Source organism: Nostoc sp., assembly GCF_036917975.1.
Taxonomy (GTDB): domain Bacteria; phylum Cyanobacteriota; class Cyanobacteriia; order Cyanobacteriales; family Nostocaceae; genus Nostoc.
Window position 1 is genome coordinate 59,109 of the sequence record NZ_JBALEJ010000030.1, and the last position, 22,367, is coordinate 81,475.

A 22,367-nucleotide genomic window follows, 5' to 3' on the forward strand; every position below is an offset into this window, starting at 1 on the left:
GGATTCAACCTTTAAGGGCACTTTTTAGCAGCAAAAGCTGTCTAAGAGAATATCCCAATTGAAAAAGGGATTGGGGACTGGGGATTAGGGACTGGGAAAACTTGTAAGTGGATTCAGACCCCAACCAAGTTTTGTTCGCGTAGCGTCTAAGTAGAGAAGAAAACTCTTCCTAGTCCCCAGTCCCCAGTCCCCAGTCCCCAGTCCCCAGTCCCCAGTCCCGGAGCGCCATTCCTCGCCGACTTGCTTAGGGAATTATGTTAATTTTCAGTAACATTTTAAACATTTTTTTAGGATTTTCCTCGGCAATTATCAAGTTATTTTTGTTAGATTCGGTAAGTCGATAGTACGAGGTGTATTTAGAATAACTAGTCCTAATTAAAATGCTATCCACTCAGAGAGAGACGAGCCATGCTGGAAAAACTTATACAAGCCGCCATCATCACCTTCTTGCTCCATCTGATAGTAGGACTTAGCCCAAATACTTTAATTCAGACAAAGACAGCATCACCTATGCAAGAAACGCCACCAAATATTGTTAGCTTGCTGTTGCGATCTTTTCAATAAGAATGTTTCATAAGTTGCCCAGGTATAAGTAAGTCGGCGTAAATAAACCCAGTTATACTAAAAACGGATGATTGCTAGACTTTTGCCCAGGCAAAAATCTTTGTATATCAATACTCTTGGCGATTTTAAAACTAAAGCTGCAACCCGTCTTTAGTATATATAAATGATTATTGCCTTGTAGTCAGCCCTGGCTGACTACAAACCTGTAATTTTTCACATAAACTTACTTAGGTGATATCAAAACCAGTGCTACCTTCTAACTCAGGGGTTTCTTGCTTAGGGACTTCCAAATAAAAAAATATCCCAAAACTGACGCAAAAATCCTCTCTACTTCTCTTCCCTCTGTGTTCTCTGCGCCTCTGTGGTTCGTTTCCTTGAATAATTTATTTCTTGGAAGTCCCTTATGTACATAGCCGTCTAGGCTAACACTCTTGGGAAAAGGGTAGACTGAGCAAAGAAGGCAACTATTTGCGTTTGATCATGACTAATCGCCTTGCTGAAGCTAAGAGCCTCTATCTCCGGAAACACGCCGAAAACCCCATTGATTGGTGGCCTTGGTGTGACGAAGCACTTGCAACTGCAAGGGCAGAAAATAAACCGATTTTTCTTTCCATTGGCTATTCTAGTTGCCACTGGTGTACTGTCATGGAAGGCGAGGCTTTTTCTGATATTGCGATCGCTGACTACATGAATGCCAATTATCTTCCCATCAAAGTAGACAGGGAAGAAAGACCTGACCTTGATAGCATCTATATGCAGGCTTTGCAGATGATGAGCGGTCAAGGGGGTTGGCCTTTAAATATTTTTCTTTCACCAGAAGATTTAGTGCCGTTTTACGCTGGGACTTATTTCCCTGTAGACCCGCGCTATGGTCGTCCAGGATTTTTGCAGGTGTTGCAATCCCTTCGCCGTTATTACGATATAGAAAAAGCAGATTTACAGCAACGCAAAGCCTTGATTATTGAGTCTTTGCTCACGTCTGCGGTGTTGCAAGACGGTACAACAAATGAGCTTGAAGACCATGAATTACTCCGCCAAGGTTGGGAAACCAGCACAGGCATAATTACTCCTAGTCAATCTGGCAATAGCTTTCCGATGATTCCCTACACAGAATTAGCACTGCGGGGAACTCGATTTAACTTTGAATCTCACTATGATGGTAAGCAAGTTTGTACCCAGCGAGGACTAGACTTAGCGTTGGGAGGCATTTATGACCATGTAGGTGGTGGTTTTCATCGCTATACTGTTGACCCAACTTGGACAGTACCGCATTTTGAAAAGATGCTCTACGACAATGGACAGATTGTAGAGTATCTGGCTTCTTTGTGGAGTGCCGGAGTACAAGAGCCAGCCTTTGAAAGGGCGATCGCTGGTACTGTACAATGGCTGAAGCGGGAAATGACCGCGCCTGAAGGTTACTTCTATGCTTCTCAAGATGCCGATAGCTTCACTCAACCCACGGCAGTAGAACCAGAAGAAGGAGCTTTTTATGTTTGGAGTTACAGCGAATTACAACAACTGTTAAGACCTGAAGAATTAACAGAATTACAACAGCAATTTACTGTTACCCCCAACGGCAACTTTGAAGGACGTAATGTTTTGCAAAGAAGGAATTCTGGCAAACTGAGCGCAACGCTAGAAACTTCGCTGAATAAGCTGTTTAACGCTCGTTATGGCGTTAGTTCTGAGTCGCTAGAAACTTTTCCCCCGGCTCGTAACAACCAGGAAGCAAAAACCACTAATTGGTCGGGTCGCATTCCTTCGGTGACAGATACGAAGATGATTGTCGCCTGGAATAGCTTGATGATTTCTGGACTGGCTAGGGCTGCTGGGGTTTTCCAACAACCTTTATATCTGGAATTAGCAGCACGAGCAGCGAATTTTATCTTGGAAAATCAATTTGTCGATGGGCGTTTTCAGCGACTCAACTATCAAGGAGAACCAAGTGTTTTAGCTCAGTCTGAAGATTACGCTTTGTTTATTAAAGCTCTGCTTGATTTACAAGCTTCCAACCCTGAGCAGGAGCAATGGTTAGAAAATGCGATCGCTATCCAAGATCAATTCAACGAATTTCTTTGGAGTGTAGAGTTGGGTGGATACAATAACACATCAAGCGACTCTAGTCAAGATTTAATTGTCCGAGAACGTAGTTATGCTGATAACGCTACACCCTCAGCTAATGGAATTGCGATCGCTAACCTTGTCCGTCTCACCCTACTCACCGATAATCTAGATTATTTAGATTTAGCGGAACTTGGTTTAAAAGCTTTTAAGAGCGTAATGCATCGCGCTCCCCAAGCTTGCCCCAGCTTATTTACAGCTTTGGATTGGTATCGTAATTCTACCTTGATTCGCAGCACCACTGAGCAGATTAACGCTTTGATCCCCAAGTATTTGCCGGCGGCTGTGTTTGCCATCACATCTGATTTACCAGAGGGAAGTGTTGGGTTAGTTTGCCAAGGCTTGAAGTGCCTTGCACCAGCAGAAAGTGTAGAGCATTTATGGCAGCAAGTGGAGAAAAGTCAGAATAGAGCTTTGGATTAATTCATAGCGGTTTTTAAACGCAAAGGGACGCTGAGGAAAGCGCAGAGGTACGCAGAGTTTTTTAAGAGAATTTGCTACGAACTTACGAAATTATGACGAACCGAAGCGAATTAACCGCCATTGTGTTAGCAGGCGGTAAAAGTTCTCGCATGGGTCAAGATAAAGCCTTGATTCCCATTGAAGGAGTGCCGTTGTTACAGCGAGTTTGTGCGATCGCCAAAGGTTGTGCAGATACTATTTATATAGTTACTCCCTGGCCAGAACGCTATCAAAATTTGCTTTTACCTGGTTGTGAGTTTATCCGAGAAGTGCCTATGTTTAGAGAATCTCTAGCCCAGGGGCCTTTAGTTGGATTTGCTCAAGGATTAGCGCAAGTACAAACAGAATGGGTACTGCTGCTAGCTTGCGATTTACCGAGATTGCGGGTTGAGGTCTTGCAAGAATGGGTAACTAGACTTGATGGTGTAGGGGATAATGCGATCGCAGCTTTAGCTCATAATCCCAAAGGTTGGGAACCCCTGTGTGGTTTTTATCGCCGCCACTGTTTGCCACAACTTTTAGAGTTTATCAACCAAGGGGGGCGATCGTTTCAGGAGTGGCTTCGGCAATATCCGGTAGAAGTTTTGCCTTTAGCAGAACCCGAAATGCTGTTTAACTGTAATACACCAGAGGACTTGGCTTTAAGTTGAGTTGAGGTATACTAAAGACGGGTTGCAGCTTTAGTTTTAAAATCGCCAGAAGTATTGATATACAAAGATTTTTGCCTGGGCAAAAGTCTAGCAATCATCCGTTTTTAGTATAGAAGCATTTTCAATTGCCTATTGAACGTTTTAGCCCTAATGTGGAACTGCTAACTATATAGAGGAGTGGTCATGGGGCAGACACAGACACTAGGACAGATTATTATCCTAAATGGTGTCCCGCGATCGGGTAAATCAAGCATTGTTGCAGTTATCCAGGAGACATTTGATGGTCTATGGATGAACTTGGGTGTCGATAGATTTATGCAAATGACTCCCGCACGATACCTGCCTGGGATCGGTTTGCGTCCAGGGGGAGAACGCCAGGACATTGAACCTGTGGTTCCCATTCTGTACAGCGCTATGTATGAATCCATCGCCGCCCATAGCCGTTTGGGTCTAAATGTCGTGGTTGATATCGGACACCATGATGCCTACGCAATGAAGCGGGGCATTCTGGCTGATAGTGCCCGACGTTTGAACGGATTGCCAGTTTTGTTTGTAGGTGTTCGCTGCCCCATCGAGATCATTATGGAACGACGGCAAAAAACGGGGTGGAAGGTGGGAAGTACAGCCGACTCGATACCACATCCGGTTCAGTTATGGCAACATGAAGTCCACATCCCTGGCATCTATGACCTGGAAGTTGATACCTCGTTGTTAAGCCCAGGTGCGTGTGCCGAGGTGATCCGCCAGCAGCTCGCAGATACTCCAGCACCGTCGGCATTCCAACGACTCGCGGCACTCCATACGTAATTATGACTGCGTGTAATTTGATAAGTTGAAAGGGAAATTCAATCCCTTTTCACCATACTCAGCACTCAGCACTCTTCATTACTACTGCAAGAAGTCTACTTAACTCGGCAGAATTTGCGATCGCTATCACTCTCAGGATATTGCCAAGAATAGGCAAAATGGCTCACTCCCTTGAGTTGGGGGGCAAATTGTCGAAGTGCCTGCATTTGTACTTCTAGGGATGGACGATTACTGACGGATTCTCCCCATTTACCAGCTAAAGCCGGGATGATCTGTGTACCTGGTTTTGCCATACTCAAAACCCGCTGCACTTGCGACACAATACAACTAACATCACCGCAATTTCCATAAGCCATCGGATGCCACTCTAATGTAGTGGGGAACCGATCCCAAGGTTGCAAGCGGGAATCATACCCTTGTCCTACAGTTTGATTGCCATCTGGGAAAAACACCACTCCTGTGGAAATACCTAGCTGCTTTGCTGGGTAAGTAGCGATGGTGACAAAATCTAGAATTCCTTGCATAGCGTGGGCAACGGCAAGCTGCCACAACTCCCATTGTAAAAGCGGCTGTCTATCGGTTGCAGGCAGGATTGATTTTTCAGCTGGTGGGAGAGGGCGTCCTTGCCAGAGGGGTTCCCCTTCCTGAGGATAAAGTTTATCGACTTCGGCTATATCTCCACCAGTGACAAATCCCTTACTCAAAAAGCGGCGAATCAAGTCCAGCCCTTTGAAATTCTGTGCCCGTTTAAATAAAGCTTCTTGGGTTGCGGGAGTAAATAGCCATAAATCTGAAACTTTGGTGGCGATGGAATCACTTCCAGCTTGTCGGGGATAACGCACGTAGTCTAATAACAAGCCATCTGGACGACGACGCAAAATTTCTTGTACCAATTGGTAGTAGTCGCGTTTTGCTTGCAGGTTGTAGGGGTCGATAAATACTTGAGAGCCGTTATCTACCACATATAAACTCGTTTGACCTTTGCCATTACGAGCGATCGCACTTTCTCTGTCTGGAAGCTGGGCGTAAGTATAGCCGAAATTTGTGGTAAACATCCAGGCGTAGACCTTCAAACCACGTTGCCGACCTTTTTTAATTGCTGTGGCGAGTATATCAGTGTTTTCTGCCCCTGGAGTGCGAATCACGGCAGGCCAAACTGTCGGATTAGCTCTTGCTGGTAATAAAACCTGCCCATCGTAAAATACTTCTATATAAACTTGGTTATAGCCACGATTAACAATCCGATCCATAATCTGATCAATTGTTCCTGGCTGAATGTCACAAGGATACAAGCGCAACCAAATAGCTTGAACTTGCGGCCAAGTCCGAGTCCGGCACTCCTGTAATTCCTGTGCCTGTTCTTTTAGCATATTTTGGTAGCGCGTTTGAGCATTTTCATTGCCTTTAAGGGCTGACAAACGTAAGCTTTCTTTTTCTTGCGCCACCGCTGATGATAACTGACAATACTGACTCACTTGCGCCCTTGCTGGTTGACTCCCAAAGTTGGGGAGCAACGAACTACTAGTGAAAACAACAGCGAATAAGCGCTGCCAAAATAATGTCGATCTTATAAAGTTCAAGGGACGGTTAGACATACCTAGCAGTAGATGAACAAATTCAAACTTCAAATCAATCCCAAATCAGAAAACTATTGAAAATGTGTATATAATTACACACTTAACTAGCAAGGTTCTGAAACCTATTTTTTTAAGACTCCCAAGAACATATTTCTGTTGCCGTATTCCTTTATAAACACATAAACGTATAAATGGCAGTATAGAATACCTGAATACAAGGCAAGTTTAGTCTACTATTGGGTAGATTCTGCTTGTACTTAGTTATTGAAAATCTGACAAAAATAGTAATATTTTTTACATAGATACAGTATTTCATTAATTCGTAGTGAATTAAATCTAGCAATATACTTTGATCCCAAGGGATCGGCTTATATTAAGGTGCGCCTCCAACGGAGACTCACGTTAATATAGTTAAAAATTTAAAGTGGAAAATTATATCGCAAAGTGTAGGGGCAATTCATGTAGACGCAAAGCGGCTTCCCGCAGGGTATTGCCCCTACGGGTGTACCTCACGTGAACTAGAACCAATAGCTAACCACCACGCTTCAGCGCCGTCTCTACCTGCTGTAACTCCTTCTCTAGACGATTTTTGAGTTTTTCGGGTACAGGACGATTTGGGTAAGAACTGTAGTGTCCAGCTAGGGAATTGAGGGCTGTTCGTATGGTTGTAAAGGAACCAAGACCAGAAACAGAGTTAACCCGTTGGTAGCGAGCGGAAAAGTCATTAATTTTTTGACGCGCTTCTGCTTGAACTGCTGCTTTGTCTGGTGAATCTTGTGAAAGATCCAAAGCTTGTCTCATAATATTGACCACAGCTAAGGTGTCTTGACGATAATCCCCAGTCAAACTATCTGGACTACCAGAACAACCCATTAAGCCTATAGATACAACCAAAACCAGCGCAAGCAAACGCGACCAATAGCGTTTCATATGCATTAAGTAAAAGAATACGTAAATCAACGTCCATCCTATCTTGGATTGGTAACTTGGGGATCAATTAAGTGAGGAGTGGGGAATATGGGAGTAAGCAGAGGGCTGTTTCATTGCATAAAAAGCGCTCATTTACAAGCATCTTGGGCAAAAAAATCAGGTTATTAAAAAATCTAATTGGACAATTATCATCGCAATGTCTTCTCTGCGAAGTTATGGAATTAGAGGTTGATCGGATTTAATTAAGTAACTTTTCCTACCTCAATCTTTGCAATTTAAGTATCGTAATACATATCATCAGCCACAAAAAACCGACTCCATAACCTGCAATTATGTCTGTGGGCCAATGAACTCCTAAATATAAGCGGCTGATACCAATAGCAGCAATTAAAATAACTGTCAAACTATAAATGATTTTGGCAAAATGAGGATAGTGATTTGCCATCGGTTAAGGTTTTTTGATGAAAATTATAGATCACAAAGACGCGATAAATAATAGCAAAGACGCGATAAATCGCCGTCTCTACAAAAGACTGATTATTGTAAAGACGGCGATTCATCGCGTCTCTTGTCTTAACCGAAAAATATTGAAGCTGACTTGTAAAATCTATTTTTTATCTCTGATCTCTCTGTGACTTTGCGGTTTAAAAGTAATTTATTTAACCACAGAGGCGCAGAGAACACAGAGTAAGGAGATTGAAGAGAATTTTTTTTCTAATTCCTAATTTTTTGATACAGGGTATCTCGTTGTTGGTAAGGTCGTCCTAAAGAAGCGATCGCAGTTTCTAAGGTTTCCACTTCCATGCATGTACCACCCAAAGCACCTGCCATTGTGGTAATATGCTCTTCCATCAAGGTGCCACCGATATCGTTGCAACCCCAAACTAAGGCTTCTGTTGCACCTGCAAGCCCCAGTTTTACCCAACTCTGCTGATGGTTGGGAATCCAATTACCTAAGTAAATTCGTGCTACAGCTCCTAATAGCAATGCATCGGTTAAAACTGGTTGATCGCGTCCGACACGGCGACGTAAGGATTTGGGGGCTTCTTGACCAACAAAGGGTAATAAAATAAATTCTGTGATTCTTGCTGGATATCCCTGATTGATAGCGGTTTTTTGGAGCGATCGCAATTTTTCTAAATGCCCGATTTGCTGTTCGTGGGTTTCAATATGCCCAGATAACATAGTACTAGTGGTATACAAGCCTAATTTGTGAGCGGTACTGACGATTTCTAGCCAAGTGGCTGTATCAATCTTCTCTGGACACAGTATCCGCCTAACCTCATCGTCTAATACTTCTGCTGCTGTTCCCGGCATTGAATTAACTCCGGCATCGCGCAAAACAATAATCACATCAGCATATTCGAGTCCGTCAAGTCTGGCGATAAATTGTACTTCTTGAGGAGAGAAAGCGTGCAGATGTATCTGAGGAAATTCCTGTTTGATGGTTTCCACTACCTTGAGATAGTAGGGCAAAGATTTACCATTGATTTGCGCTTGTGGATTTAACCCACCCTGCATACAGATTTCCGTTGCACCTCGTCGCACTGCATCTGTCGCTTTTTCCAAAATTTGCGCCGAATCTAACCAGTATGCACCGACATCACCATCGTCTCGACGGAAAGCACAAAAACTACAGTGCTGCTCACAAATATTAGTAAAGTTGATATTACGATTAATTATGTATGTAACCGTATCGCCTGCTTGAGTATGGCGGAGTGTGTCGGATGTAGTACGTATTGCTGCGATCGCCTCTGGGTCAGTTTGTTGTAATAACACCACTCCCTCTTCGGGAGATAAGTCATACCCCATCAAGGCACGTTCCAGAATTTTTTCAACAATAGTTTTTGTCAGCATTATTTGATTAATTTCTCAGTAAATCTTAATTTTATAATCTTGGAAATAAAATTCTACTTATTGAAGAAGAATTCAGTAGTCAGAATTCAGTAGTCAGAATCAAGACGCGACTCGAAAATACTAGCTTTAAGCGTTGGCGCAGCCTCTCGTAGAGAAGGCTTTACGCTGCGCTATCCACCAGTCGCACATAATTCATTCTGAATTCTGACTCCTGACTCCTGAATTCTGTTTAATAAATACACCAAGTTCTGGAGAATTCCAAGAGCGAGTATAAGTTTTACCTTTGAAATTAACCTCTAGAGATTTCTTTTGTTTACTTTTTTTAGTTTCCATTGCAATAATCCCACAAGGCTGAAAATCTTTATAGGAATCCTCTTTTTCTAAACTTGCCGAAATATTAGTGACATTAACATGTTGAATTTTAACTACTTCTGGATTATTTTGCTGTAAAAGTACCCACAAAGGGTATTCCCAAGGGTCATTTCCCATTAATAGACCAATATTCGAGCATTTCTTTGAATTTAAAAACTCAACGGCTCCTGTGTAAGTCCCTTTGAGGTATGGTCTATTACTGAAGTACTGCTCAATTCTGCTGGTTTGGAATATATTGTTGCTATCAATGATAGGTCTATATCGATTAAAAAATAGCCACGGCAAAGACGATATAAGCAAAAATATTACTAGTAAAATTGCTATTTTTTGCTTTTTCAGCTTAGATAAAATAATGCCTAAGAATGGAGAAATTAATACGAAAAAAGGTAAATGAAGACGGCTATTCCAAGCTTGCCATTTGACTAAGTAGCAAAACATCAAAAATGTAGATATGGTAGCAATAAAATAAGCAACTAGATAACTGTCTTTACGAATAGATTTTCGAGATATAAAAATAATAATACATATAATTAACAATGCTAAATGTATAAAATTACCAGCACCATTTTCATTACCAGATATCCCAATTGTTGGCCAACCTCCTGGTACAAAAAATGTTTTGGAAAAAGTTATCCGGGGGTCGTTAATATCCACACCAATAAATGTATGTATGATTTGAATTAGTTTATTTGCTATTCCATCCCATAAACCAATCGGTGTGCCTATATGCAAAGCCAGATTTCTGATAACATTAGAAAAAAGTATATTAATACCGTGTAATTCATTTTTATACTCACCTGGTTCACCAAGGGGTGAAGCAAATAAATTATAATTGCGTAAATAGTGGCTAATATTAAGTAATAAAGATATACTTCCTACCATCAAAGCAGGCTTCCATACTTGCCAACGTAAGCGTTTAATTTGGTATAAACCAAACCAAACTAAGAAGGGAAAGACATAAAAATAAGCAGTTCCCTTACTCAAAATAGCTAATCCGGTACTACTGCCAATCTTGAATGAAATCGTCCAAATATTGCTGTTTTTGGCTTCAATGGTTGATAGCAAATAGTAGGCAAGACAAACTACCCAATAGGCAATTACATAATCATTTTGAGTACTAGACGCTTGCAATATTCCCATAGGAATTGTTGCAGTTACAACCGCAGAGAAAACCTGGCCTCGTAAATCTGCTCCGAGTTGTTTGGCAATTAATGACACTCCAATAATACAGCCAATCATACTAAACCATTGAACTAAGTTAGCAAAGTAGTCACCACCACTGAGAATTTGAAAATGCAAAATTACAAATTCTGACCAAGGGTTTTGATATAGCTGTGGAGTATAACTTGTTGGATAATGAGCAACACTATGATTTTCTATCCAATGAGCAACACGACTCATGTGATAGTCCATAGAATCCCAGTTATTGGGTGGTGCGGTAATTGCAATTAATCCAACTGTCGCTACAACAAAACCCACGCCAGATAACAAGAATTTTATAACTGATGGGATTTTAATATTTTCATTTACTTGAAAAGATTTATTTGGCTCTAAAATCTGAGTTTTTTGAGGATTTAACCGCAGATATAAAAAAGAAATTAATATTACACATATTAATCCCCAAGCTACTAATACCCCACCAAAAGTAATTAATTGAAGGAAACTCAAAATTTCTGTGATGACAGTGAGCAAAACTCCCCAGTAAGTAAAGGCTACTATTAGCGATTCCCGCCAATCAGGAGCATTTTTATTAATTAACAAAAAAATAGCAATTAAAGAAATGAAAGGTAAAATTATAAACATCCAATTTTTATTGTGGGATGAGCGTCTCGCCGCCAATAATAACCAAGAGCAGACAAGATGTCCACTCCATAGTGCTAATATTATTTCTTGGTAATCCCTCACGTATATAAGTAGATAAACAAAATTAATTACACAATGTCATTGCGAGCGTTCGCGGTAGCGTCTCCAAGAGTTGCGAAATGAAGCAATTCGCTTGCGGCTGGGATTGCTTCTCTTCTCTACGAGAGGCTGCGCCAACGAGACGCTCCGCGAACGCTCGCAATGACTGTAATTAATTCTGTACGCTTACTTAGCATTTCCGGCTGTTGAATCCAGCCAAATCTACTTCTAAAACGTCCTAAGACTATTTCATTTTTGGCATAACCTGCCTATTTCCGCAGCATTGCCCAAGTCCGTTGTAAAGAATTCAAAAGCTGATTGATAGTCAGTAGTCTCTGTATAGATGCTGTAATTTTTAAGAAAATTGGCTAGAGTTTTTAAAGAAAAATTCTCTTTTTCTCTAGATTTAACAATTTAACTAGTAGTTTTGCAGCACTGAAAAATTATTGACAATAATTACTAATTCCTCTAATATTTAAAAGCAATTGCAAAAGATTTGCAATTCTTTTTTAGCGCTAACCGTAACTAAATCTCATGCCCAACAACTTCGCTCTGGGTAACGGCAAACCTTGGAGCCGTCGTCAATTATTGCAGCTGGGCCTAGCGGGTGCTGGAGTGACTGGTGCAGCTGGACTTTGGCAGATGCTAAATCTACAAGGTAAGTCAACCGTCAAAGTGCCACCACTCAATATAGAAGCACCAGATGACGCTACTAATCCGATGAAGATGTTGAGGGATTTTGATTATGGGACGGTGAAGCAAGAAAATGGGCGGACTATCCGAGAATTTCAGTTAACTGCTGGTACTTCCATCATAAAACTCAATAGTGCTGTCTCTTATAACATCTGGGATTTAAACGGTCGCATCCCAGGGCCAACGCTACGGGCAAAACAAGGCGATCGCATCCGAGTACTATTTCTTAACAAAGCGGGACATTCCCACTCTTTGCATTTTCATGGCGTTCATCCAGCAGAAATGGATGGTGTTCGCCCAATTAGCAATGGTAGTGCCACAATCTACGAATTTGATGCTGAACCTTATGGGGTTCATTTATACCACTGCCATATTGAACCAGTCACCCGTCACATTGCCAAGGGACTGTACGGAATATTTATCATCGATCCACCGACTCCCCGTCCCCCGGCTGATGAAATCGTATTAGTGATGGGTGGATATGACGTGAATGATGATAGCCATAACGATTATTACGCCTTCAATGGTCTGCCCCACTATTACATGCATCATCCCATTGGCATTTACAAAGATCAGTTGATTCGGCTGTATGTTCTCAACATCATTGAATACGATCCGGCTGTTACCTTTCATCTCCACGCCAACTTCTTTGATGTCTATCGCTATGGCATGACTATGACTCCTAGTGAGAAAGCAGATGTGATTACGATGGGTGTCGCAGAAAGGCACATCTTAGAATTTGCTTTCCGCTATCCAGGTAAGTATATGTTCCATCCTCATCAAGATGCGATCGCCGAAAACGGCTGCATGGGTCAATTTGAAGTACTTGCCCAGAGCAACTCTCAAAAGACTGTTAACAATTCATGACAAAATAAATAGTAATTTCTATTCAGGCTAAGTACAAGGTACTTAATTTGTAATTAATAAAATTTTAAATCAAATAGTTGATAAAAAATATCATTATATGCGAAAGTAAAATCTATGACAATTTGTCAAACAAACTACCTTTGAGTAATAGTTTGAAGCATTTGAACCAATACCTTTTAAATTGTGCGAGGAACAGAAATGATGAAATTTCGCTATATCTGTTTAACAGTGGCAGCTGCGGCAATAGTTACCTTAAGTTCCTGTAACAGTACACCAACCGCAGAAAATTCCTCAGCACCAGTTACTAGCCCTCAAGCTACAGAGGCATTAAGTGATAACAGTCATAGTGGTCACGGTGGCAAAGAAAAAATTAACATCAACACTGCTATATTGTCAGAATTGGATAAATTTGAAGGCAAACTAGGTGTTCCGGCTTTATCAAACAAAATCCAGGCAAATCGTCCTTATGGTAGCCCAGAAGATTTAGTTACCAAAAAAGTAATTACTCAAGAGCAGTTCGACCAAATTAAAGACCAAGTTGGTGTTCAAGAAGTGGTACTCACAGGTGAGGCAAAAGATGTTGACTATATGTCGAAATTAGGCTTAATGAAAGGGCATCTTTTAGTAGCACGAGAACTGCTAGATCAGAATCAGTCAAAACAGGCAGAACCTCATATTGGACATCCAGTTGAAGAAATTTACGTTGACGTAGAAGATCAACTTAATGAGCGCAAAGTCAAAGAATTTAAGACAACATTAGTGAGTTTGCAAGATTTAGTAAAATCTAGTCCCAAAGATAGCAAAGTTACAACTAATTTTACTTCTTCTGTGCAAGCAGTTGATGGAGCGATCGCAGCTTTGCCAGCAGATCAACGCTCAAAACCAAGATTTACACTACAGGTAATTAACGAACTATTAGATTCAGCCAACTCAGAATATCGCGCGGCGATCGCAGATGGTAAGATAACCGCACCAATTGAGTATCAAGACTCCCGTGGTTTTGTGGTTTACGCCAATGATTTATACAAAGGAATTTCTAGCCAAGTAGCTCAAGCAGATCCCGAAGCACACAAAGTAATCGACACTAGTTTTGCTGAATTAATAAAAGTTTGGCCCGCCGCCATCCCACCAGCAAAAGCAGTTAAAACTCCTAATGATGTTACCAAGCTAGTGAAAACCATTGAGGAAAACTCTCAAAAAGTGGTTGATAAATCCAATACCCAAGCACACCGATAACACTTTAATTTAATGGTAAGTATAGGTTAAGGAGTTTAAAATAGTTAGGAGTTAAGAGTTAAGAGTTATGAATTATGAGTTATGAATTATGAGTTATTAATACCAAACTACTAACTCCTAACTTCCAACTCCTAACTCCTAACTCCTAACTAATTACCTTCCATTCGTTACTTGAACTAACAACTGATGCAAGAACTTGACCATAAAAAGACCATTGACCTGCTCAACGCCATTATGGAATTTGAACTAGCAGGGGTAGTGCGCTACACACATTATTCTTTAATGGTGACTGGCCCTAACCGCATTCCAATCGTGGCTTTTTTCAAAGCACAGGCAAGTGAATCTTTACTTCATGCCGAACAAGTGGGAGAAATTCTCACCGGTTTAGATGGCCATCCCTCCCTGAAAATCGCCCCAATGGAAGAAACCTATCAGCATAAAGTCAAGGATATCTTGGAAGAAAGCTTATCCCATGAAAAAAAGGCATTGGAACTGTATAAAAAATTGCTCGAAACTGTCACAAATGCCAGCATTTACCTTGAAGAATTCGCTCGCGGTATGATTGGACAAGAAGAGATGCATAATCTCGAATTGAAAAAGATGCTACGTGATTTTAGTTAATAGTCATTAGTCATTAGACATCTGTGAAAAAATGTAGAGACGTAGCACTGCTACGTCTCTACAACAGTTCTTTATAAAACATCATTAATTTCTGGAGATATCTATTGGTTATTGGCTAGAGACTAATGACAAAGGACAAAAAACAAAGGACAAAAAATGAATTTTAGTACTGCTCTACCTACTTTTGTCATAACGCTCCGAGAAGGGGTGGAAGCTGCCCTTGTTGTTGGCATTGTGCTAGCTTTGCTGAAAAAAGCGAAACAATCCCGACTCAACTCTTGGGTATATGCTGGTGTTGGCGTTGGTATTGTCGTCAGTGCCTTAATAGGTGTGCTATTCAGTTGGTTAATTCAAATACTGGGAGCCGCGAATCCTCAATACACCACTGTAGTTGAGCCAGCACTAGAAGGTGTGTTTAGTGTATTAGCGATCGCAATGCTCAGTTGGATGCTAATCTGGATGACTAAACAAGCCAGATTCATGAAAGCGACAGTTGAGGGAGCAGTAACAGAAGCGCTGACACAAAACTCAAATGCTGGCTGGGGTGTTTTTACCTTAATTTTAATTGCCGTTGTCCGCGAAGGCTTTGAAACTGTTCTCTTCGTTGCAGCTAATTTTCAACAGGGATTAATGCCAGCCTTGGGCGCTATTGCTGGTTTGGTAATAGCATCTGCCATTGGAGTACTGCTATTTAAATGGGGTGTCAAAATTAACATCCGCCAGTTTTTCCAGGTAATGGGCGTTTTATTAGTGTTGATTGTCGCTGGGTTGGTAGTTTCGGCCTTGAAACACTTTGACGAAGCTGTAGCGAACCTTGCCTTGAGCAGTCGTGCCACAGAAAACCTTTGTTTTTATTACGAACGTTTTACAAAAGTCCACTCCTGTATTTTGGGGCCAATGGTTTCCAATACTTCCACAATCTTGCCTGACGAACAGTTTCCTGGCATTATTCTCAAATCTTTATTTGGCTACAGAGACAATCTCTATCTTGTGCAAGCAGTGGGATATGTGACATTTTTACTCACCATTGGAGGACTGTATTTCCGCAGCCTTGGGGGTGCTTCTCCTGAAGTTAAAAAGAATATCCCCTTTGGTCAAAAACCAATTAGTTCTACAAAAGATTAAGATTTTTGCCTCATTCCCAGTCTGAGACTGGGAATCGCTTTTGCGATCGCAAATCATCCAATATAGTTCAGAATCAGCAACAAAACACTTGTAGAGACGGCGATTTATCGCGTCTCGAAAACCCAAGCGTATTGGCTTATCATCCAGCACTGGTTTGAAGATTGAGTTGTGAGACAAACTACGGTAAGTTGATAGTTATACCGGATTTATTTAACCAAGAATTGATCACAACATCATTTTTCAATCCTAAATATGTCAGAGATTGCTGATTTCTCCGCTTCTAAGCTTTTGTCGCTATATCGCGATCGCCAGTTGTCACCAACAGAAGCAACCAAAGCTGCCCTAGAGCGGATTAATACTTACAATAGCCAAGTTAATGCATTTGCGATCGTTGATAAAAAAACCGCTCTTGCTGAAGCAGAGGCTTCCGAGGTACGTTGGCTGAATGGAAATCCCCTTGGCTTGGTGGATGGTATACCCTTTACCGTCAAAGATTTACTCTTAACTAAGGGTTTGCCAACCCGACGAGGCAGTAAAGCGATTACTTCCAATCAACCTTGGCCAGAAGATGCCCCGGCGGTGGCTCGTTTGCGCGAACAAGGAGCAGTACTACTAGGAAAAACCACAACCTCAGAGTTTGGTTGGAAGGGTGTAACCGATAGCCCCCTGACTGGGATTACTCGCAATCCTTGGAATACAGATTTGACTCCTGGAGGCAGTAGTGGTGGGGCAGCTGTTGCTGCTGCATTGGGAATGGGAACACTCCATCTCGGTACAGATGGCGGCGGCTCGTCCAGATCGCCAGCAGCCTTAACCGGAGTGTTTGGTTTGAAACCCACTTTTGGGCGTGTTGCTGGCTATCCATCAGCCCATACAGGAACTTTGTTTCATATTGGCGTTCTAGTTCGCACCGTCACCGATGCCGCAGTCATGATGAATGTTATTGCCCATCCTGATGTGCGGGATTGGTATGCTTTATCAGATGACAAACAGGACTACACTGTTGATTTAGATAAAGGTGTTGCGGAACTGCGGATTGCTTACAGTCCTAACTTTGGCTACGCTGATGTCGATCCAGAAGTCGCTGCCTTAGTTAAAGCCGCAGTTGATATTTTTGCCAAACTTGGTGCTGTTGTTGAAGAAGTCGATCCTGGTTTTGCAAATCCCCGCAGTATTTTTCAAACCTTCTGGCAAGCTGGTGCAGCCAAGTTAGTGCGCGGCTTTAGTCCAGAACAACAAGCTCTCATTGAAGAAGGCTTGCTCTCAATTGGCAAAGAAGGCGATCGCATCACCCTAGCAGAATATCTTAGCGCCCAAGATGCTCGTGAAGCATTGGGACGACAAATGCAACGCTTTCATGAAAATTATGATTTATTAATTACTCCCACCTTACCTACAGTTGCTTTTCCGGTTGGACAAAACAGACCCCAATCATCTATTGACAATCCGCAACGCGATTGGGCACCTTTTACCTATCCTTTTAATCTCACACAACAACCTGCTGCGTCTGTACCTTGTGGCTTCACTACAAATGGTTTACCTGTAGGGATACAAATTGTTGCTGCGAAATATAAAGATTTACTGGTACTGCAAGCAGCTAAAGCTTATGAAAGCGTTTCTCCTTTCATCATGCCATTAGAATTGAATAGAAATGTTTTGAAGTAATTAAAAAAGGCAGTGAGCAAAATTTTTATATTAAATTCTTTACTACTGCTTTCTCAAATACCCAATCTAGAGTCAAAATTTTTAGATTTAAAAAATCAATTAGAAAAGAAAGGGTTTCAGGTAATCATTGCACTGCCACCAAAGCGAGGAGCTTATGGGTTACTAAGAGAAGCTGACAAAAAAATCTGGATTAATCCCGTAGTGTTTGAGTTACATATTGGGACTCAAACACTAATCCATGAAACTGTTCATGCAGCACAGGTATGTGCCGGAAAAGGAAAAATAAAAACTTTAGGTTTAAACATTCAACCAATCAATTACGCCCGACCATTTTTTAGACGTTATACTGATGTCAAACGGCAAGATTTAGAAAGAGAAGCCTATGCAGTGCAAACTCAACCTAATAGTTTTGAATTAGCTGTATCTCTTCTTCAACAACACTGTAAATAACTAGTTTTTATACCATTTCTTTGTGAGGCTGCGCCAAACCCTTTTAAATTATTTCTTTCTTTCTTTCTTTCTTTCTTTCTTTCTTTCTTTCTTTCTTTCTTTGTGTCCTTTGCGTCCTTTGCGGTTCGTTAAAAAATTGGATTTGACAAAGAGTTTTAGCCTTAACTGAACCGTATTGTAAGTGCCCTATGCAAACAACGCTTGCTTAAGCTGCTGACAAGCCTTTTCAATTGCATCTATACTACCTGGATTCACCAAACCAAAATAATCAAACACATAAACTCGGTTATTTTTAGTTGCTTGCAATTGCTGCCAAAAAGCCTCCTTTTTCAAAGAATCTAAAAGCGCCGCTTCCGAATTTCCTTGTGGAGGATTAACTAAAATTATCACCTCTGGATTTGCTTCTAAAACTTTCTCAGCCGAAAGTGTCACATAGCCGCCAACTGGGCTTTTTCCTTGTAAATCTGCGGCTATGTTTTTCGCCTGAAACTTCGCCAGCAAATCCCCTGCCCAACTATTTTTATTTGGCGCTAAAATTGGTTGACGACTAACCAGCGCTAGAGTAGAAGGACTCTGAGTTGGCTTATGTGGCAAAAAAGTTTTATAACGATTTAACAAAGGCTGAGGATCGGCATTAATTAATACAGCGAGTTTTTTAGTAAGTTCTTCTAGAGATTCCCAGCTATTGACCTTAGTGAGCAAAGTCGCAATTCCTAGCTGCTGAAGTTTTTGAATTGGAATGTTAGAAAAACCTTCAGCACCAATAACTAAATCTGGTTTGAGTGCTACCACTTTCTCTAAATTTGGCGGACTTTGACCTTCACTAACGCGGGGAATATCCTTAAATCTTGAGTCATTCTTAAATAGTTTACTACCAGTAATTCCGACAATTTTTGTTTGATCAAGTCGAGAGATAATATCAGCAGAAAGAGAAGAAAGAGCAACAACTCTTTTTGCCGAGTCTTTTGATAATTGTTGAGAGTTCGTGTTAGTCGCCTCAGTGCTATTTTCCACTTTGGTTTGTGGTTGCTGAGTATTTGCAGTGGTGCAAGCAACTAAAACTATACTCAACAAAATGGCTAAAGCAGATAAGAGCCAACGACGATACATATTAAAATTCCTTATATAACTAAGAATGGTATAACAGAATGTTTGTAAAGCCCTGGCGACTAGAAGTCGCGGCTACACCCAATCCCCTGTTAAACTTACTTCGTCTCCATCCAATTGTCACCAACACGCGCCTCCACAAGCAAAGGCACACTCAACTGCACTGCATTTTCCATCACCGATTTAATTTGTAGTTGTAATTCTTCCCACTCATTAGGAGGAATTTCAAACACTAATTCATCATGAACTTGCAACAACAAGCGCGCCTGATAGTTCTTTAAAACCTCATGCAATCTCACCATTGCGATTTTGATAATATCAGCATTAGAACCTTGAATTGGTGCATTAGCCGCAGAGCGTAATAAACCCGCATCGTAAGCACCCAAATTCTTCAATTTACTCAAATCGATATCTTCAGGGTTACTACCTTTTAATTTGCGTAAACTGTTATTAGTAAAGTCAAAATAACGACGGCGACCGAAAATAGTTTCTACATAACCAAGTGCGATCGCTTCTTTTTTCACTCGCTCTAAATATGCAAAAACTTTGGGATATCGTTCATTAAACCGCTTAATGAACTCGTTGGCAATGTTTTTATCTATCCCAGTTGAACGCGAAAACCTGAGAGAACCCATTCCATAAATCACGCCAAAATTGATAGTTTTTGCCATTCCTCGTTCTTCTGAGGTGATATTTTCTTTTTCAAAAACTAAACGCGCGGTAACAGTATGAACATCTTCATTTTGCTGATATGCTTGCACTAATATCGGCTCTTGACTTAAATGAGCCAAAATCCGCAATTCAATTTGTGAGTAATCAGCAGCCACCATTAACCAACCAGCTTCAGGCAAAAAGGCCTTCCGAATTTGGCGACTAAAAGCTGTACGAATAGGGATATTTTGCAAATTCGGATTAGAAGAAGATAACCTACCCGTTGATGTTGCTGCTTGATTAAAATCGGTATGCACTCGCTGGGTATCTGGACGCACCAATGCAGGTAAGGCATCAACATAAGTAGACTTTAATTTAGATAGGGTGCGATACTCAATTATCGCCTCAACAAATCCAGTGTTATCATCTTCTTGAAGTCTTTCGAGAGTTGCTGCGTCTGTAGAGAATCCTGTTTGAATTTTACGAGAATGTCTAGTACTTAACCCCAATTTTTCAAACAAGATTTGACTTAATTGTTTAGGAGAACCCAAGTTAAAATTTTCCCCAGCTATTTCAGTTGCTTCCTCTTTTAACCTGGCTAACTCTGTTTCTAAATGCTGCGAAAGTTCTTGTAAATAAGCTGAATTAATGCGAACACCTGTGTATTCCATTTCGGCTAAAACTGCTTCTAGTGGCTGTTCCACTTCTGCTAACAGCTTAGACAAAGACGGAATTTTCTCCAGATCCTCACGCAATTTCGCCACTAAACCAAAGGTAGAATAAGCATCCATCCCACAGTAATCTGCTACGGCGGGAATATCTATATCAGCGATGGTTTTGCCTTTAGGAACTAAATCTAAATAACTTTTAGCCGTCAATCCCAAATATCGCTGCGACAAATCCATCAAATTATGACTTGAATCGGGATTTAAAATGTAACTTGCTAGCATCGGATCAAACACTACACCCGCCAAATTAATTCCTTGACACCTGAGAACTAAGCGGTCAAATTTGGCATTTTGTAAAGCTTTGGGATAATCAGTACTTTCGAGAATTGGGCGTAATGCTTCTAGCACCAAATCTTTATGCAAATTTTCCCCAGTTTTGTGTCCCACAGGAATATAGGCGACTTCATCTGGTTGCGTTCCCCAACAGCAACCAATTCCTACTAATTCAGCATCTCTTGGTTCTAAAGCGGTGGTTTCAGTATCCCAAGCAACGGGTGTTTCTAGATTAGTGAATTTTTGCAAAAGTTTCACTAACTCAGTTAATTTGGTTTCGGTGTTAATAATGCGTGGTGTAATTGGGGAAGTAGATTGTTGTGGAACTGCGGCTGTATCACTAGCACTAAAAAACCACAAATCATTATCTTCATCAGCGCTGAATTCTGAGTTAGCAGAGTTAGTATTACTTGCGTCTATTTTTGCTTCTTGTTTTTCTTCAACTTTGCCGCCAAAACGCTGCTGAAGGTCGTTTATCCTGCCTAAAAAAGACTTGAATTCTAATTTTTCTAAAATTGGTGATAAAACACTTGTATCAAACCCTTTTAATTTACAATCTTCTAAATTAAATTCTATAGGAACATCTAAAACTATAGTTGCCAAATAGCGAGACTTCTCGGCATCTTCTTTACCCTCTGCTAGTCTTTTCTGAGTTGCACCTTTAATTTCATCTAACGCAGCATAAACATTTTCAAGTGAACCATAGGTATTTAGCAGTTGTACTGCTGTTTTTTCCCCAATTCCCTTGACACCAGGAATATTATCTGATTTATCACCACAAAGAGCTTTGAAATCAATAATTTGTGAAGGTAAAACGCCCATCTTCTCTTTGACTTGTTCTGCTTCAAATTCTGTGATGCTATTTGTAGAGCGCTTTAGGGCATCTGGACTAAAATTCAGAACAGTGATTTCTTTGTCAGAATCGATCAGTTGAAATAAATCGCGATCGCCAGTCAGAATCTTCACTCTATAGCCAGCCGCAGTTACTCGCTGTGCTAAGGTTCCCAAAACATCATCAGCCTCAAAACCAGGGGCAGTGAAAAAGGGTAGATTGAAGCCATTCAGCAACTCATGGAGGTTTTCTAAGTCGGGAATAAAGTCTTCTGGCGTTTCCGGGCGATCAGCTTTATAAGTCTCATCGGCTTCGTGGCGAAAAGTTGCCTCAGCCAAATCAAAAGCGATCGCCATTGCTTGAGGCTGTTGTGTTGCCATTACCTCTAGCAGGCACTTCACAAAGCCAAAACATATACTTGTCGGAATCCCCGTTTTGGTACGTAGTCCTCCATCTCGCCCTTTGGCGAAAGCAAAGTATGAACGATAGGCCAGCGAGTGTCCATCGACGAGGATGAACGTGGGGCGTGTTGTAGTTACAGAAGTGAAAGTTTCAGACATAGCCCTATTTTAGCCAGAAGCTTTGTCACATAGTTAGCAATTTCCGATGCTAGTTCAGCTTGGCTTTGGCGATAATAACGTACTTTATTCAGTACAAATTACTTTATAAATAACTCTGTGTGTAATTTTATGTATTAAAAAACCTAAGTATATACAGTTTTAGTACGGAAGCCCAGTAGAACCAACTTTTACCAGGGATACTACCCTAATTAAGTACGTGAGTATCAACATAGTAACCAGATCCCCAACTTCTCTGCAGAAATCGGGGATCTATACTCCTGAGCCTTTTATGTTTAATTAGATAGGCCTAGCTTACT

The 22,367-nt window shown here is 41.0% G+C and carries 17 protein-coding genes and 1 pseudogene; 10 read left to right on the forward strand and 8 right to left on the reverse strand.

Annotation, left to right across the window (positions count from 1 at the left end; all coding sequences use genetic code 11):
* The first annotated feature begins 408 nt into the window (after nucleotides 1-408).
* The 4 genes from V7K76_RS13995 to V7K76_RS14010 all read left to right on the forward strand — a co-directional run bounded on the left by V7K76_RS13995 (nucleotide 409) and on the right by V7K76_RS14010 (nucleotide 4,604).
* A complete protein-coding gene (locus tag V7K76_RS13995) occupies nucleotides 409-564 on the forward strand; it encodes a hypothetical protein (protein ID WP_334779059.1) in 156 nt (51 codons plus the stop codon).
* A 480-nt stretch (nucleotides 565-1,044) separates the two neighbouring features.
* Nucleotides 1,045-3,108 carry a thioredoxin domain-containing protein gene (locus V7K76_RS14000; RefSeq protein ID WP_334779061.1) on the forward strand — a complete coding sequence of 688 codons (2,064 nt, stop codon included), beginning with the start codon at nucleotides 1,045-1,047 and terminating at the stop codon, nucleotides 3,106-3,108.
* Nucleotides 3,109-3,200: 92 nt separating this feature from the next.
* Nucleotides 3,201-3,797 (forward strand): molybdenum cofactor guanylyltransferase, encoded by a 597-nt coding sequence (locus tag V7K76_RS14005; protein WP_334779062.1) that lies wholly within the window; start codon nucleotides 3,201-3,203, stop codon nucleotides 3,795-3,797.
* Nucleotides 3,798-3,980: 183 nt separating this feature from the next.
* Complete coding sequence (locus tag V7K76_RS14010; RefSeq protein WP_334779063.1) at nucleotides 3,981-4,604, forward strand: chloramphenicol phosphotransferase CPT family protein; 624 nt, start codon at nucleotides 3,981-3,983, stop codon at nucleotides 4,602-4,604.
* Nucleotides 4,605-4,699: 95 nt separating this feature from the next.
* On the opposite strand, the gene V7K76_RS14015 is transcribed toward V7K76_RS14010, so the two are convergent.
* From V7K76_RS14015 to V7K76_RS14040, 6 genes and pseudogenes are all read right to left on the reverse strand, one after another.
* A complete protein-coding gene (locus V7K76_RS14015; protein ID WP_334779064.1) occupies nucleotides 4,700-6,199 on the reverse strand; it encodes a family 10 glycosylhydrolase in 1,500 nt (499 codons plus the stop codon).
* A 513-nt stretch (nucleotides 6,200-6,712) separates the two neighbouring features.
* Nucleotides 6,713-7,117 (reverse strand): photosystem II protein Psb27, encoded by a 405-nt coding sequence (gene psb27, locus V7K76_RS14020; protein ID WP_179065027.1) that lies wholly within the window; start codon nucleotides 7,115-7,117, stop codon nucleotides 6,713-6,715.
* A 250-nt stretch (nucleotides 7,118-7,367) separates the two neighbouring features.
* A pseudogene (locus V7K76_RS14025) lies at nucleotides 7,368-7,556 on the reverse strand (phosphatase PAP2 family protein); the annotation flags it as partial.
* Nucleotides 7,516-7,671, reverse strand: a complete 156-nt coding sequence (locus tag V7K76_RS14030) for a hypothetical protein (RefSeq protein WP_334779109.1) — start codon at nucleotides 7,669-7,671, stop codon at nucleotides 7,516-7,518. The pseudogene V7K76_RS14025 and the gene V7K76_RS14030, both read right to left, overlap by 41 nt.
* Nucleotides 7,672-7,825: 154 nt before the next feature.
* On the reverse strand, nucleotides 7,826-8,968 hold the full coding sequence (gene cofH / locus V7K76_RS14035; protein WP_334779065.1) for a 7,8-didemethyl-8-hydroxy-5-deazariboflavin synthase subunit CofH: 1,143 nt from the start codon (nucleotides 8,966-8,968) through the stop codon (nucleotides 7,826-7,828).
* A gap of 192 nt (nucleotides 8,969-9,160) precedes the next feature.
* Nucleotides 9,161-11,143, reverse strand: coding sequence for a hypothetical protein (locus V7K76_RS14040; protein ID WP_334779067.1), 1,983 nt, complete (start codon nucleotides 11,141-11,143; stop codon nucleotides 9,161-9,163).
* A gap of 633 nt (nucleotides 11,144-11,776) precedes the next feature.
* Here V7K76_RS14040 and V7K76_RS14045 point away from each other — a divergent pair.
* The 6 genes from V7K76_RS14045 to V7K76_RS14070 all read left to right on the forward strand — a co-directional run bounded on the left by V7K76_RS14045 (nucleotide 11,777) and on the right by V7K76_RS14070 (nucleotide 17,899).
* On the forward strand, nucleotides 11,777-12,802 hold the full coding sequence (locus V7K76_RS14045) for a multicopper oxidase domain-containing protein (protein ID WP_334779068.1): 1,026 nt from the start codon (nucleotides 11,777-11,779) through the stop codon (nucleotides 12,800-12,802).
* Between the two features lie 198 nt (nucleotides 12,803-13,000).
* The gene (locus V7K76_RS14050) at nucleotides 13,001-14,038 is read left to right on the forward strand and encodes a helix-hairpin-helix domain-containing protein (RefSeq protein WP_334779069.1); all 1,038 of its coding nucleotides are present in this window, start codon (nucleotides 13,001-13,003) and stop codon (nucleotides 14,036-14,038) included.
* 186 nt (nucleotides 14,039-14,224) lie between these two features.
* A complete protein-coding gene (locus V7K76_RS14055) occupies nucleotides 14,225-14,659 on the forward strand; it encodes a ferritin-like domain-containing protein (protein ID WP_181929404.1) in 435 nt (144 codons plus the stop codon).
* Between the two features lie 156 nt (nucleotides 14,660-14,815).
* Nucleotides 14,816-15,784 (forward strand): FTR1 family iron permease, encoded by a 969-nt coding sequence (locus V7K76_RS14060; RefSeq protein WP_334779070.1) that lies wholly within the window; start codon nucleotides 14,816-14,818, stop codon nucleotides 15,782-15,784.
* A 252-nt stretch (nucleotides 15,785-16,036) separates the two neighbouring features.
* Complete coding sequence (locus tag V7K76_RS14065) at nucleotides 16,037-17,449, forward strand: amidase (protein ID WP_334779071.1); 1,413 nt, start codon at nucleotides 16,037-16,039, stop codon at nucleotides 17,447-17,449.
* 12 nt (nucleotides 17,450-17,461) lie between these two features.
* Complete coding sequence (locus V7K76_RS14070) at nucleotides 17,462-17,899, forward strand: hypothetical protein (protein WP_334779072.1); 438 nt, start codon at nucleotides 17,462-17,464, stop codon at nucleotides 17,897-17,899.
* Nucleotides 17,900-18,085: 186 nt separating this feature from the next.
* Here the strand turns inward: V7K76_RS14070 and V7K76_RS14075 are convergent, their stop codons facing one another.
* Nucleotides 18,086-19,009 (reverse strand): ABC transporter substrate-binding protein, encoded by a 924-nt coding sequence (locus V7K76_RS14075; protein WP_334779073.1) that lies wholly within the window; start codon nucleotides 19,007-19,009, stop codon nucleotides 18,086-18,088.
* A 95-nt stretch (nucleotides 19,010-19,104) separates the two neighbouring features.
* Nucleotides 19,105-22,050 carry a DNA polymerase I gene (gene polA, locus V7K76_RS14080; protein ID WP_334779074.1) on the reverse strand — a complete coding sequence of 982 codons (2,946 nt, stop codon included), beginning with the start codon at nucleotides 22,048-22,050 and terminating at the stop codon, nucleotides 19,105-19,107.
* Nucleotides 22,051-22,367 lie beyond the last annotated feature (317 nt).